Origin of the sequence: Paenibacillus caseinilyticus (assembly GCF_027533645.1) — a bacterium.
Taxonomy (GTDB): Bacteria; Bacillota; Bacilli; order Paenibacillales; family NBRC-103111; genus Paenibacillus_G; species Paenibacillus_G caseinilyticus.
This window is the reverse complement of the sequence record NZ_JAQAGY010000007.1, coordinates 126,107-139,928: the sequence shown is the minus strand read 5'-3', so window position 1 is coordinate 139,928 and position 13,822 is coordinate 126,107. Positions and strand designations below refer to the sequence as shown.

Below are 13,822 nucleotides of genomic sequence, written 5' to 3'. Positions count from 1 at the left end.
TTCTCTGTTGGAGAACTGCCTCCGGGAACATTTTCGTTAAAAGCAAGGGGGAGAACCAATGACGGGCAGCGTACAGACGCTCACCCTCGGCATGGGCTGTTTTTGGAGCCCCGACGCGCTCTTCGGACATCTTCCGGGCGTGATCCGGACGAGGACCGGCTATGCGGGCGGCACGACATCGGATCCGGTCTATCGGGCGATGGGAGACCATTCGGAGACGGTCGAGATCGATTTTGACCCGGATCTCATGGCATTGGAAGACATCCTGGAAGTATTCTGGCAGCATCATCGCCCGGAGAATATCAACGACTATAAAGGACGGCAGTACAGATCCCTGCTGTTGTACCGGGATGACACGCAGCACGCTGCGATCCGGGACGCGGTGCACAGACGCGTGTCAGAGGGACGGGGGGAACCTGCTACGGAGATCGCTCCCTTCCGCGCCTTCTATCCGGCCGAAGAGCGCCACCAGAAGTATTATTTGAAACGGTATCCCCATGCGGTCGAGCAGCTTGGCCGTCTTTATCCAACTCCCGCGGAATTCACCGACGCGACATTGACGGCCCGGCTGAACGGCTTGGCGAAGGGATATGCGAATCTGGCGCAGATCCTTGCGGAGATCGGAACTTGGCCGCTCGGCCAAGAAGAACGGGTACGGCTGCAGGGGCTGGTGCGGCAGATCCGCTGGTAGTCTCCTGCGGCAGACCCGGCTTCAGCAAGCATGCCCTAGTCAGGAGTGAGACAGATGAAACCGTCATGGAAAAGGCGGAAAGAACGGCGGCTGCCCTTGGCCGCAGCGGGTGCGGCGATAGTCCTTCTGCTGATGGGCGGCGGACTGCTGGTCCCGGCCGCTAAGGCGGCAGACCGGCAGCACTGGGTAGGCGATGTCATCGACCAGGTGCTCTCCACCGACATTGCGGCCTACGTGAACGGGAAGGCGATTCCGTCGATGAATATCAGCGGCAGTACGGCAATCGTGGTTGAAGATTTGCGCCATTACGGGTTCGATGTATCCTGGAATCCGGACGAGCACAAGGTGACGGTCCAGTACCGGCCGGGCAAGCCGGTCGATCCTCTGCCTGCGGCGCCCCTATCTTCCGAGCCTGTCGGCACGAAGCTTGGCGATGTGCTCCACACGGATATCCGCACCTTCTACGGGGACCGGGAAATTCCGTCATTCAATATCGGCGGCCGGACGGCCGTGCTGCTCAGCGGACTTCAAGATGCAGGCGAGGTGAAGTGGGAAGCAGCCCAGAGGAAGGTTTCCTTCACCCCTGCAGCCAGCGGGGGAGACACAGCTCCGTACCGCCCCGCTGAACCCGTTATCATCCGCCAGACAGGACAGGTGAGCCTCGATGGAATAGTATTCGGGGAGAAGACGATTACTTACAAGGATAAAGAAGTCGGACTTATCATCGGCGGCCAGCCGCTGCTCTCGGTATCGTTCCTGGCCGAAGCCTTCGGGTATACGGCCGCATCCCATCCGGCTGAGGATGCTTACTCCTTTGCCCAAGGCGGATACAGTTTCAAGGTCCACAGGGCAGCGAAGATGTCGGAACGCTTCTGGTTCGGCACATCCGTGGCCCCCCCGCAGCAGCTTGAAGAGGCGGCTGTCGTACGCGGCGGCCGGTTGTACATCGGAGAGCAGTCCCTCAAATCCCTGTTCGGTTACAGCTCCAGCTGGGATCCTGAAGCCCGTACGCTCGCGATCACTTATGCCCGCTACAGCACCGAAGTGTATGGGTTCAAGGAGCGCTTGGACAACCGCTGGTACCCTGTACGGATCGCCGCCTTCTTCACGGACCAAGGGGAGCTCGGCACTTTCTACGCGAACAATACAGTCAACGGAAATCCGCAGTCGAATCAGGGATTCTCCGGCGCGGGCACGGATGAACGCGAGAACGGAATGCACAAATACGTCATGGAGACGTCGCTGCATACCGACTTCGGCATCAATCATATGTCAGTGGGCGTGACGGCCGGCGGCCGGGTGCTGTATCACCAAGCCTTCGATGCGGAGCTGACCATGGACCGCCTGAAGCCCGTATACGATCCCTCGTCTCTGAGAGGTCAAGGCCAGTTCAGTGAGATTGTCGTAGAATCGCCGCAGGGCGCATGGGTCGATGCGGATGGGGACCAAGTCGAGATCCGCGGTTATGCCGAGAAGAAATTCGGCGACGATCTGGAATTCGTCATCGAGAAACGGACCGGCGAGGGGACTTATGCGGAGCAGTCGAGGAACAAGGCGGCGTTTGAAGGCAGCCGTTTTGAGACCAAGCTGAAGCTCGGGGAGAAGGGGGAGTACCGGATCCTCATCCAGAGCAAGTACGAAAATCCGAAGTTCAGCGGAAGAATGGATGTGGCTTGCTTCTACACCCGGGTGAAGTAGCGGATGGGTGGAGCAAACCGTCACGGTCGTCGTGTGAGGATCGATAGAGGGGGAGAACGGGCGGTATAGCCGGTTGTGTCGTAGGACATTCCGGTCCATACCGCCTTTTTTGCAGGTATTGAACGTTGATATAACGTCAGGTTATGATTGCCTCTGACCGATATACTGAGATTTTCACTGGCTGCGGCTACAGCATTCGTCAAATTTCAAGGCAGAAATAGGAAGAAAAAACGCGAAAAAGAGGACTAATTTAACATATCGGCCTGTATTTTGGGTTATTTCGGTGAAAACGCCGTATTTATCAGAAAGATTGATAAGTATTATAAGATGATTGAAATTGACCGTTGCCGCCGGCTGTGTTAGGTTCAAGAGAGTAAAAATAGATCAGTATGCTGGGAATTCATATCATTGCATGCTATGCGAGGTGTATATTGTTGGAACTTCAAGTAACGAACAGTCCTTTCAGTCAGGAGCAGGTGGAGTCGCTGAACCGCGTTCTGCCCGCATTAACGGAAACACAGCGCGTATGGCTCAGCGGATATCTCATGGCGCGCAGCGGTGCGGCCGTGTCCGCCGCCCCTGGCGCAGCAGCATCGGCGGTTGTGCCTGCAGCAGCTCCGGCCGTGTCGAAGGAGATCACCGTGCTCTTCGGCTCGCAGACAGGCAACAGCCAATCCCTGGCGAAGAAAGCGTCCAAGAAGCTGGAAGAGCAGGGCTTTACCGTTACCCTCTCCTCCATGAGCGACTTCAAACCGAACAGCTTGAAGAAGGTTCAGAACCTGCTCATCCTGGTAAGCACACACGGAGAAGGGGAGCCGCCGGACAACGCGATCGCCTTCTACGAGTTTCTTCATAGCAAAAGAGCCCCGCAGCTCGATTCCCTGAAGTATTCGGTGCTTGCGCTCGGCGATACGTCCTACGAATATTTCTGCCAGACGGGCAAGGACTTCGACAACCGTCTGGAAGAGCTCGGAGCGAAGAAGCTTACCCCGCGCGTCGACTGCGACGTCGATTTCGACGAGCCTGCCGCCGAGTGGCTGAACCGCGTTCTGGCTTCACTCAGCGAAGCATCCGGCGCTCCTGCCGCGGCAGCTGCAGCGGGTACGGCAGCACTGTCCGGGGCGGAATCCGAGTACTCGAGATCGAATCCTTTCGTGGCCGAAGTGCTCGAGAATTTGAATCTCAACGGCCGCGGATCGGACCGTGAGACGCGTCATATCGAGATCTCTCTCGAAGGATCGAACCTGCAGTATGAAGCCGGCGACAGTCTCGGCGTCTATCCGGAGAACCACCCCCGTCTGGTGGACGAACTGATCGCGGCCATGGGCTGGAATGCGGAGGAGCTCGTATCCGTGCCGAAGCAGTCCGAGAAGCTCGCCCTGCGCGAAGCATTGCTCCGCCACTACGAGATTACGGTGCTGACCAAGCCTCTGCTGGAACAGGCCGCGAAGCTGACCTCGAATACGGGGCTGCTCCAGCTGCTCGAAGCAGGCCGCGAAGCGGAGCTCCGCTCGTATACCAGCGGACGGGATCTGCTGGATCTCGTGCAGGATTACTCGCTTCAGGGAACGCCCGCGGCTGAGTTCGTATCGATCCTGCGGAAGATGCCTGCGCGCCTGTATTCGATCTCGAGCAGCCCGAAGGCTTTCCAGGATGAAGTGCATGTGACGGTCCGTACGGTCCGCTACGAAGCACAGGGCCGCGAGCGTTACGGCGTATGCTCGGTTCACTTGTCCGAGCGGGTACAGCCGGGTTCGTCGCTTCCGGTCTATATCCAGCATAACCCGAACTTCAAGCTCCCTGAGAGCGGGGATACGCCTGTTATCATGATCGGTCCTGGCACCGGTGTCGCTCCGTTCCGTGCTTTCCTCGGAGAGCGCGAAGAGACCGGAGCCGAAGGCAAGAACTGGCTGTTCTACGGCGACCAGCACTTCTCGACGGACTTCCTGTACCAAGTGGAGTGGCAGCGCTGGCTGAAAGATGGCGTACTGACACGCATGGACGTCGCTTTCTCCCGCGATACCGACCAGAAGGTATATGTACAGCACCGGATGCTGGAGAACAGCCGCGAGCTGTACCAGTGGCTGCAGGAAGGCGCATGCGTCTACGTCTGCGGCGACGAGAAGAAGATGGCCCATGACGTCCATGCGGCTCTGGCTGCGATCCTTCAGCAAGAAGGGGGCTTCAGCCCGGAAGAAGCAGCTGAATATTTGACCCGTATGCAACAGCAAAAACGTTATCAGCGGGATGTATATTAAGACCGGATCCCGAAGATCGCGAGAGGAGAAACCTTCAACATGTCAGAGAACAATTTGCTGTCGCCGAACAGTGCGCCGCATAGCGATGTAGAAGAAATCAAACGCAGAAGTAATTACTTGCGGGGCAGTCTCGAAGAGACGCTCCAGGACCGGATCACGGGTTCCATTCCCGAGGACGATAACCGGCTGATGAAGTTCCACGGCAGCTATATGCAGGACGACAGAGATCTGCGTAACGAACGCCAGAAGCAGAAGCTCGAACCGGCTTACCAATTCATGCTCCGCGTACGCGCAGCGGGCGGCGTGGTCACCCCTGAGCAGTGGCTGATGATGGACCGTATCGCCCAGCAGTACGCGAACGGAACGATCCGTCTGACGACCCGCCAATCCTTCCAGCTGCATGGCGTGCTCAAGTGGAACATGAAGCAGACGATCAAGGAAGTCAACGATGCGCTGCTGAGCACCCTCGCCGCCTGTGGCGACGTCAACCGCAACGTCATGTGTAATCCGAATCCGTACCAGTCCGAAGTCCATTCGGAGGTCTACGGTTGGGCCAGCCGGATCAGCGATCACCTCGATCCGCAGACGAAGGCTTACCATGAGATCTGGCTCGACGGCGAGAAAGTGCTCGACAGCCAGGGAGAACAGGAGCCGATCTACGGCCATGTCTATCTGCCGCGCAAATTCAAGATCGGCATCGCTGTTCCGCCTTCCAACGACGTGGACGTCTTCTCGCAGGATCTCGGGTTCATCGCGATTGTCGAGAATGATCAGCTCAAGGGCTTCAATATTACGGTAGGCGGCGGCATGGGCATGTCGCACGGCGATCCGAGCACCTACCCGCAAGTGGGCCAGGTCATCGGCTTCTGCACGCCGGAGCAGACCATCGAAGTAGCGGAGAAGACCGTGATGATCCAGCGGGATTACGGCGACCGCTCGGTCCGTAAGCACGCACGGTTCAAGTATACGATCGACGACCGCGGCATCGAATGGTTCATCAACGAGCTTCACTCCCGTCTGGGCTGGAGCCTGGAGGCTGCGCGTCCTTTCCACTTCGACCATAACGGGGACCGTTACGGCTGGGTGAAAGGAAGCAACGGCAAATGGCACTTCACGCTCTTCATCCAGAACGGCCGTGTGAAGGACGAAGAGGGATACCGCCTGATGACAGGGCTGCGGGAGATCGCGAAGATCCACAACGGCGACTTCCGCCTCACCGCGAACCAGAACCTGATCATCGGCAACATCAGTTCCCAGAAAAAGAAGAAGATCGAAGAGCTGATCAGCGAGCACGGGCTCACGGACGGTATTCATTACTCCGCTCTGCGCCGCAATTCCATGGCCTGTGTGGCCCTGCCGACGTGCGGTCTGGCAATGGCCGAGTCTGAGCGCTATCTTCCGGCATTGATGGATAAACTCGAACCGATGCTCGAAGAAGCCGGACTGCGCGACGAGGAAATCGTCATCCGGATGACCGGCTGCCCGAACGGGTGCGCCCGTCCGATGCTGGCCGAGATCTCGTTCATCGGCAAGGCGCCGGGCAAATACAACATGTATTTGGGCGGCGGCTTTGCCGGCGAACGGCTCAACAAGCTCTATAAGGAGAACATCGGCGAAGCGGAGATCCTGGAATCGCTTCAGCCTATGTTCACCCAATATGCGAAAGAACGCCGCGAAGGCGAGCACTTTGGCGACTTCGTGATCCGTGCCGGGTATGTCAAAGAAGTGCGTTCCGGCCAAGATTTCCACGCATAAGCCAAACAAAAACCCACCGATATGGTGGGGTTTTTTGTTTGTAGTACGCCCAGCATGGGCGTCATCTCTAGGGTGAAAGTCCCGAACGGGGGCTGGCGAACGCCTACCGTTAGCCAAGAGCAAGGGTGTCCACCGTGAGGTGGAATCTGAAGGAAGCTGGAGGCAAATGCACGAGCCAAGGTACACGAACTGGATTTGAGGCAGGGCTAGCCGGATGAGTCACCCACACATGACAAAATCCTAAGTCGCCAAGGGCTACTCCTGTAGACTCCAGTGGTTGCGGGCAGAAAGATGACGTTCTTATCTGGGGAGGCCTGCGATTCGTCCGCTACGCGGACGATTGCAACATCTTCGTGGCAAGCAAGCGTGCAGGAGAATGCGTCATGAAGTCGGTGACAGACTTCGTGGAAGGAAAGCTGAAACTGAAAGTGAATCGAGACAAAAGCGCGGTGGACCGGCCATGGAACCGCAAGCTGCTTGGCTTTAGCTTCCTGAGCGACAAGAAAGCGACGATTCGACTAGCACCGAAGACGATCTCCCGATTTAAGGAGAAGGTCCGCGAGCTAACGAAGCGGACACGCTCGACCCCGATGGATGAGCGTATTAGCAAGCTGAACCGCTACATGATGGGATGGGTCGGTTACTTCCGACTAGCTTCGGCGAAGAAACACTGTGAGAAATTCGACCAGTGGATTCGCCGAAGGCTCCGCATGTGCCTATGGAAACAGTGGAAACGGGTGCGCACCCGAATCCGCGAACTTCGGGCACTTGGCGTGCCGAACTGGGCTTGCCTTGTGATGGCAAACTCAAGACGGGGAGCATGGGAAATGTCTCGAAACACAAACAATGCCCTTAGGGCTTCCTACTGGGAAGCGAAAGGGCTGAAGAGTTTGCTTTCTCGATATCTGGAACTTCGTTAACCTTTTGGAACCGCCGTATGCGGACCCGCATGTACGGTGGTGTGAGAGGACGGGGGCTAGGCGCCCCCTCCTACTCGATCGGAAACCCTTGGGGGAGAAGGGGGAAGCAGGGATCAGACCAGCCGGATGGCCAGATTTCGGAAAGATAGATGGGGGTCTACACCCCACTGGTTACTTGACCAAACTTTATCGGAGGCGATGACATAAGATAGGCATAGGATAGGGATGGGGAATTGTACACGTCCAATGTGCAGAGCGTTGGAGTGATGGAGGTGAATTCCTTGAAGGAATGCAAAGTCCGTAAAAGAAGACGGTACACATGTCGCCTCGCAAAAAGAAAAAAAGGGACGCTGATCCGAAACAGATGTGCGCTCAAAACGAAACGGAATCGTAATAAGCATAAGGTTACCAGAAAGCTGGGTGGGCGAAACAAAACCGTATGTCTTGTTTGTGTTCCTGTACAAAGGAGAAAAGGGCCTGCCGGTCGCAAGGGGACGCAAGGAATATCAAGTCCCCGTGGACTGCAGGGTCTTCAAGGAATACCGGGACATTCAGGTGTAAAGGGTGAACAAGGATCTGCCGGCCAACAGGGACTGCGGGGAACGGAAGGTGCTCAGGGACCACAGGGGAAACCAGGAGTACCAGGAATCCAAGGTCCCATGGGTCTACAAGGGCCGGCAGGAATCCAAGGACTCATAGGTCCACAAGGTCCTATAGGTATGCCAGGTCCCATAGGTCCACCAGGCCCTCAGGGCCCGCCGGGAGAATTGTCCAACGTTATCGTCATCCCGGAGGTTAACCGATATGTCTACACGCTGACCACGGATCTGGTATTGACGTCTCCCGTCATCATAGCGGCAGACCAGTTTGTAGACGATGCGGGAGTGAGCAGCTCCGTTTTTTCGGGACTCGGAATCAATTGTTTTCATAACCTGTTCATCAACGGAATATTGCAAAGAGGGAACATCTATAGCGCAGTACCCCATGGATTGACGTTACACGCGCTTGGCGGCACGCTTTATTCAGGCACACCTATTGCTTTGGAGACGATCCAACTTAATGTAAAAATATACTAAAAATGGGTCGATAGATATCATAGTCCGCCCTTCCATTCTACTGTTATTGCACATCTAATAGCAGTAGAAAGAGGGGTGATTACAAATGCCAATAACAAAACCGTTTATTGCCGGCCGCAGGTTCACATCCACGATTGGAGCGGGGACAGGTACGGGTGCAACGTTTGCTATTGCCGCTACAGCGTTCACAGCGGACACTGGCGTAGCCGCTACAGCGTTCCCTGCTGCCCCGGCGTATTACAATCTTTATATTAACGCCATGCTGCAGACGGCCGATACTTCAACAGTTACCACTACGACGATCACGATCCCAGGTGGAGATGTACTGGATGGAGGCACGCCGATTGTCATTGAGTTTATTGTCACCTAGATCCACGTAACGAACGATTGGAGCTGCCGGCGATTCTTTGGAAGAGATTGCCGGCAGTCTTTATGAGTGTGCATGTGCAGCCTCATTTTGGGACATAGCTAATCTTATCGCTGGAAACGATAGGAAGAGGGATGGGCTCCATGGTAAAAGTGATTCTCTGGGCGTTCTTCATCCTCCCCTGGCTAAGCGTATTCTTGATGGATCGTTCGGCCATACGAAGATATATGCCCGTTGCCTTATTCGCCACTGTGTTGAATACCATCGCATACCAAATCGCTTGGACCTATAACTGGTGGCAGTACAAAATCACCTTGTTTGCCTGGGATAAAGTAGCCCAGATCCATACGGTTTACGGTGTATTCTTGGTCGGAACGCTTTGGATTTTTCATTATACGTTCCGGAAATTCTGGGTCTATATGCTGGTTAATCTCGGCACGGATCTTATCTATGCCTACGGATTCCGTACCTTATGGAAGATTCTCGGGGTGACGGCTCCCCAAGGGATCATGCCGCCAATCGGCAGCGTGATCATTATGACTGGCTTCGCCCTACTCCTCTATGCGTACCAAATGTGGCAGGAAGGCATCTGGGGAGCCGGGGGCCGGCATCCGGAGGGCCGGCGCTTCCTTGGGGAACACGGTGCCCTGGCAGTGCCGCCGATGCGCCGGAGCAAAGGAGAGAAAGCCAAATAACTTGCGCGAGAGTCTGCTTGGAACGGGAGCAGGCTTTTTTGGTCTGTCCGGTGAAACATGAACACGGTGTACTGCGTATAGACAATCAACAATAACTAAGGAGCACTACAAACCGGAAGCGGGGAGGACCTTAATATGATGGACGAACAGATGGAGAATCAAGAGTTCGCGGAGACAGGCCAAGAGAGGGAAGAAGAGAAGCGGGATTCCGGCTTGGCCGATGGGGTGGCCGAAGCGATCGTCTTCATCGGGGAAGTGATCGGCCCTCTGGCGGAAGGCGCGGTGGATGCGGTGGGAACGGGAGCGGAGTCCGCCTTGGAGGCAGCGGAGAAATCATTGGAAGCTGTAGGCGAGTTCGTGGGAGAGATCATTGGCAATCTGTTAAACAACTAAGAAACAGCCTCGTCGTATAGGAGCCTCACTTAGCGATGGGCGTTCGCGGACGTCTATCTTACCATGGATTACGGTGCCGCACGCAACCTGTTCGGGGGAGGCGGGGCCCGGGATGAATAGGTCAGGCAGCCGCGAGGTCGGATTGGCTACCAACCAGAGCTTTCCGGAGACGTTCTGCCGGCATATCGGAGCCATTGCTCACCCGGGGACCGCGCTGGCTATGTCAACGGACACGGCGGTGTGGTACGTAGGCGGATAGTCCATCTTCAAGCAGACTAAGTATCCGAAGGAGGCGGTGGCCTTCCTGCAGCATTTGTTCCTGCCCGAGAACTCGCGGCAGTTCGCGGAAGAGCTGGAGGCTGCCGCGGAATAGACGGGAGGCCGCAAGTAAATCAAGGAGGAAGCGCCTTGTGGGCGGCTTCCTCTTTGGGCTTGCCGGGCAGGCTACGCGAGTTTCGTCGGCTCTGGCAGTTACCTTAAAGAGCCTTCTCGCACCAGCGGAGATAGTTTTTGCTTCTACGACATAAGAACACTAGTTCCTTCTTGTTTAAGAAAATTTAATATTTGCAGAGAAGGAATAAATGGAATAGGATGAAATGGACAAGCATAACGGACAGAGCTGCCGGCAGGTGGCCGGACAAACGTATCCAATGGAGGATGATTAAAATGTTCCAATCCATCGAAGCATTCAAACAGACCTGGACTTTCGAAAACGGTTCCACGCAAAAACTACTCGATGTACTGACCAATGATTCGCTGAAGCAGCAGGTGACGGAAAATCACCGTACCCTTGGAGAGTTGGCCTGGCATATCGTCACCACCCATCATGAGATGCTGTCCCGTACCGGTCTGAAGTTTGATGCTCCTGCCATGGATTCCCCCGTACCGGCGAGCGCAGCGGAGATCGCTGCTGCCTACAGACAGTCCAGCCAGGCTCTGCTCGAAGCGCTGTCGGCCCAGTGGACCGATGCCTCCCTGCAGGAGTCGTGTGATATGTACGGCGAGCAGTGGACCAACAGCCAAACGCTGTATGCCGTCACCGCGCACGAGATTCACCACCGGGGCCAGATGACGATTCTGATGCGCCAAGCCGGTCTGCGCGTGTCTGGAGTATATGGCCCATCCCTTGAGGAGTGGGAGTCCTTTGCCGAAGGCGGCGTATCCTAGCCCCGAAGCAAGCAAGGTATACTCCCTGATATTACTTAGAAGGACCGTCTGGAGCATGTCCGTGCGATCCTAGTGTCAAGATGGGTAAGCTATAATTGCCGTGTATTTTAGAAACTTACCGTTACAGACCGTGCGGTGAACATACCACAAATAACGGCAAGTGATGACGATCGACAGCAACAATCCACACGTGATAATTTCGCAATAGGATAATAAAGGATATGTAACCTCTGGGTTCAACCTCGCTGAGAAGTGTGGGTTGGCCCCTTTTTACATTTCAAAACCAGGGGAGGAGAACGGAATCGCTCTTACAGCGGCCTAGCGAGATCGGCAAGTCGCTTGAACGCAAGGGGGGGAGCTCTTGTAATATTGGCGTCGGTTCTGGTGAGGTCGGGAGTACAATCCGATGTATGGCCATACGTAAATCGCCAACCTTCGAGCCGACCCCTTCGGGAATGAGAGACGGTTAGAGAAGAGCCCCCCGTTTTGCAGATATCATAGGAGACATGTTACTGGGATAAGATAGCGTTCCCCGAAACGGTACTTCGCATTGGAACGGAAAAAATCATCAATCTACAGTCAAAATACAGATTACTATGCTATCTTTTCTTAGGGGGTATTTATGAACATACAAATTCTGCTTGTCGAGGATGAAGAACACTGACGCGCGGCCGTACCGCAGCGTCACCTGGTTCTGCGGCGACAGGGACAGGCGAAGCCCCCAGCTATTCATCATCCAAATTAAAAGGGTTACAGCCGGCGGTGCCGGAGCTGTAACCCTTTTAAAGGAAGAGAAGCGGGATTCCGGCTTGGCCGATGGGGTGGCCGAAGCACTGGCAGAAGCGATCGTCTTCAGCGGGGAAGTGATCGGCCCTCTGGCGGAAGGCGCGGTGGATGCAGTGGGAACGGCTGTAGAGTCCGCCTTGGAGGCGGCGGGGAAGTCATTGGAAGCGGTGGGCGATTACGTAGGGGAGATGATCGGCAATCTATTCAACTAAGAAGCAGCCGTATAGGCGTAAAGATGGACTCAAGCCCGCATATTTTTGGCGTATGAGGGTTTTGTTTGCGTGCCCAAAGTTTGTTACTTTGGCAACCGATTCGAGAACCCCCGTTGGGGCATAGCTCAAACTCATCTTAAAAATATTGACAGTAACTATCATTTGGAATAAGGTGTCATTATAACGGAAGTAAAATATAGACGAAAAGGGAAATAAAGGTTGTATCTATTGCCCATGGGGAAAGGAGTGCCATACATGCAGTGCGGTAAAAATAGAAGACGCGCCGTCGTCATTGGGGGCAGCATGGCGGGCTTGTTCGCAGCCCGGGTGCTTGCGGATGTCTACGAGGAAGTGATCATCGCGGAGCGCGACGAGCTTCCGCCGGGACCCGACCACCGGCCGGGAACCCCGCAAGCGTATCATCCCCACCGTTTGCTGCCGAGGGGCAAGATCATACTGGAGACCCTGTTTCCGGGATATATGGAGGATCTTTTGGGTTATGGAGCGTTTGCCAGGGAGGGCAAACCGATTCTGCTGCGCAGTCCGTACGGCACGCTTCGTGTACCCAGCCCCCCGGATGCGGGCTTCAGCAGAACACTCCTGGAGTGGGTCTGCCGTGAGCGGGTCCGCCAGATCGCTAACGTGCATTTTCTGATGCGGCATGAAGCGGCGGGGCTGGAGATGAATCCGGACCATACGGCCGTCACAGGAGTATGGCTGCGGGAGAGAGGACAGCCGGATGCTTCTCTTGCTGCGGCAGACCTCGTAGTAGATGCCAGTGGGCGCAATTCAAAGCTCCCCTTATGGCTGGGTCTACGCGGTCTGGAAGTGCCCGAACCCGAGAGATTGAAGGCTTCGCTTGGCTACGCGACGCGCACCTACCGATTGCCACCGCAGTCGGCCGATGACTGGAGCGTCATTCTGATCGAAGGGAACCCGGGTGAAGGCATCGGAACCGGCGTCTTCGGGCCGATCGAGCAGGGCAAAGCGGAAGCGGTGCTGTATTATGCCGGGGGAGCCCGATATCCGGCAGCAGACAGCAGTGAATTCGAGGCGCAATTCTCGCAGCTCCTGGACCCCATGCTGTCTGGCATGCTGAAGGAACTAGAACCTCTCGGTCCCCCGCGGGGGTTCCGGATTGCGGAGTGCAGGCGGCAGCGGTATGACCGGATGGAGGGGTGGCCCTCCGGCTTGCTTGCCATCGGGGATGCCTTGTGCGACTTTGACCCGGTGTATGGTCAAGGGATCACGACGGCAGCGATCGGGGCAGAAGTATTGGCGGCCCATCTCGGTGGCAAGCCAGCCGTATCGGGAACCGGCTTCGAGCGGGGAGTGCTTGGAGCGATGCAGAAGGAACTGGAGCCGGCCTGGTGGCTGACCGCAGCGGCGGATCTCGGCTGGGCGGGCGTGGAATTCACAGGACCGTACCCAAGAGCCGGGATGGATTTTGCCCGCAAATTCATCGGCTGCTACCGAGCGGCAGCCGTAGGACAGGGGCGCGTGGAATGGCTGGAGAGCTATATGCAGGTGACCGGGCTTATGCGGTCGCCGCGCGACCTATTGAACGAGAGGATGATTCGGGTTGCATTGGCCGAGGAACCCTCTGGCCGGAGAGAGGCCTTACTGGATGAATTCGGCATTGGGGAAGAAGGGGAGCTCGAAGCCTTCCTGGACATGGCGATACCGGCTTTTTCCGTACCGATGATGGCGAACTCCGGGGCCCCGCGCGATTCGAATCCGAACCTGGGGAGGGAGTCCGGTGCCTGCTGATGAACGGCGTCCTACAGGATTAAGAGAGCGGAAG

Annotated in this window: 13 protein-coding genes and 1 pseudogene; all 14 read left to right on the top strand. The window is 56.2% G+C overall.

Translation table 11 applies throughout. The features are described 5' to 3' along the window. Positions 1-58: 58 nt before the first annotated feature. The 14 genes and pseudogenes from O9H32_RS12860 (at position 59) to O9H32_RS12800 (ending at position 13,788) form a co-directional block, all read left to right on the top strand. Complete coding sequence (locus tag O9H32_RS12860) at positions 59-691, top strand: peptide-methionine (S)-S-oxide reductase MsrA (protein ID WP_269866497.1); 633 nt, start codon at positions 59-61, stop codon at positions 689-691. A 54-nt stretch (positions 692-745) separates the two neighbouring features. Beyond that, complete coding sequence (locus tag O9H32_RS12855) at positions 746-2,389, top strand: hypothetical protein (protein WP_269866496.1); 1,644 nt, start codon at positions 746-748, stop codon at positions 2,387-2,389. 434 nt (positions 2,390-2,823) lie between these two features. Beyond that, the gene (locus O9H32_RS12850) at positions 2,824-4,647 is read left to right on the top strand and encodes an assimilatory sulfite reductase (NADPH) flavoprotein subunit (protein ID WP_269866495.1); all 1,824 of its coding nucleotides are present in this window, start codon (positions 2,824-2,826) and stop codon (positions 4,645-4,647) included. Positions 4,648-4,686: 39 nt separating this feature from the next. Then, positions 4,687-6,402, top strand: a complete 1,716-nt coding sequence (gene cysI / locus O9H32_RS12845) for an assimilatory sulfite reductase (NADPH) hemoprotein subunit (protein ID WP_269866494.1) — start codon at positions 4,687-4,689, stop codon at positions 6,400-6,402. A 305-nt stretch (positions 6,403-6,707) separates the two neighbouring features. Next, a pseudogene (locus O9H32_RS12840) lies at positions 6,708-7,322 on the top strand (group II intron maturase-specific domain-containing protein); the annotation flags it as partial. Positions 7,323-7,742: 420 nt separating this feature from the next. Continuing rightward, positions 7,743-7,883 carry a hypothetical protein gene (locus O9H32_RS12835; protein ID WP_269866492.1) on the top strand — a complete coding sequence of 47 codons (141 nt, stop codon included), beginning with the start codon at positions 7,743-7,745 and terminating at the stop codon, positions 7,881-7,883. A 98-nt stretch (positions 7,884-7,981) separates the two neighbouring features. Beyond that, the gene (locus O9H32_RS32890; RefSeq protein WP_406627306.1) at positions 7,982-8,398 is read left to right on the top strand and encodes a DUF4183 domain-containing protein; all 417 of its coding nucleotides are present in this window, start codon (positions 7,982-7,984) and stop codon (positions 8,396-8,398) included. Between the two features lie 85 nt (positions 8,399-8,483). Then, positions 8,484-8,768, top strand: coding sequence for a DUF4183 domain-containing protein (locus tag O9H32_RS12830; protein WP_269866491.1), 285 nt, complete (start codon positions 8,484-8,486; stop codon positions 8,766-8,768). Between the two features lie 140 nt (positions 8,769-8,908). Beyond that, positions 8,909-9,460 (top strand): hypothetical protein, encoded by a 552-nt coding sequence (locus tag O9H32_RS12825; protein ID WP_269866490.1) that lies wholly within the window; start codon positions 8,909-8,911, stop codon positions 9,458-9,460. Positions 9,461-9,595: 135 nt separating this feature from the next. After that, complete coding sequence (locus tag O9H32_RS12820) at positions 9,596-9,853, top strand: hypothetical protein (RefSeq protein WP_269866489.1); 258 nt, start codon at positions 9,596-9,598, stop codon at positions 9,851-9,853. Positions 9,854-9,965: 112 nt separating this feature from the next. Next, positions 9,966-10,112, top strand: a complete 147-nt coding sequence (locus O9H32_RS12815) for a hypothetical protein (RefSeq protein WP_269866488.1) — start codon at positions 9,966-9,968, stop codon at positions 10,110-10,112. A gap of 407 nt (positions 10,113-10,519) precedes the next feature. Continuing rightward, positions 10,520-11,020, top strand: a complete 501-nt coding sequence (locus O9H32_RS12810) for a DinB family protein (RefSeq protein WP_269866487.1) — start codon at positions 10,520-10,522, stop codon at positions 11,018-11,020. Positions 11,021-11,670: 650 nt separating this feature from the next. Continuing rightward, positions 11,671-12,018, top strand: a complete 348-nt coding sequence (locus O9H32_RS12805) for a hypothetical protein (RefSeq protein ID WP_269866486.1) — start codon at positions 11,671-11,673, stop codon at positions 12,016-12,018. A 255-nt stretch (positions 12,019-12,273) separates the two neighbouring features. Next, a complete protein-coding gene (locus O9H32_RS12800) occupies positions 12,274-13,788 on the top strand; it encodes an FAD-dependent oxidoreductase (protein WP_269866485.1) in 1,515 nt (504 codons plus the stop codon). The last annotated feature ends 34 nt before the right edge of the window (positions 13,789-13,822 follow it).

Coding starts and splice junctions, on each gene's coding strand:
- O9H32_RS12860 (WP_269866497.1), top strand. CDS start 59: ATGACGGGCAGCGTACAGACGCTCACCCTCGGCATGGGCTGTTTTTGG.
- O9H32_RS12855 (WP_269866496.1), top strand. CDS start 746: ATGAAACCGTCATGGAAAAGGCGGAAAGAACGGCGGCTGCCCTTGGCC.
- cysI (WP_269866494.1), top strand. CDS start 4,687: ATGTCAGAGAACAATTTGCTGTCGCCGAACAGTGCGCCGCATAGCGAT.
- O9H32_RS32890 (WP_406627306.1), top strand. CDS start 7,982: ATGGGTCTACAAGGGCCGGCAGGAATCCAAGGACTCATAGGTCCACAA.
- O9H32_RS12830 (WP_269866491.1), top strand. CDS start 8,484: ATGCCAATAACAAAACCGTTTATTGCCGGCCGCAGGTTCACATCCACG.
- O9H32_RS12825 (WP_269866490.1), top strand. CDS start 8,909: ATGGTAAAAGTGATTCTCTGGGCGTTCTTCATCCTCCCCTGGCTAAGC.
- O9H32_RS12820 (WP_269866489.1), top strand. CDS start 9,596: ATGATGGACGAACAGATGGAGAATCAAGAGTTCGCGGAGACAGGCCAA.
- O9H32_RS12815 (WP_269866488.1), top strand. CDS start 9,966: ATGAATAGGTCAGGCAGCCGCGAGGTCGGATTGGCTACCAACCAGAGC.
- O9H32_RS12810 (WP_269866487.1), top strand. CDS start 10,520: ATGTTCCAATCCATCGAAGCATTCAAACAGACCTGGACTTTCGAAAAC.
- O9H32_RS12805 (WP_269866486.1), top strand. CDS start 11,671: ATGAAGAACACTGACGCGCGGCCGTACCGCAGCGTCACCTGGTTCTGC.
- O9H32_RS12800 (WP_269866485.1), top strand. CDS start 12,274: ATGCAGTGCGGTAAAAATAGAAGACGCGCCGTCGTCATTGGGGGCAGC.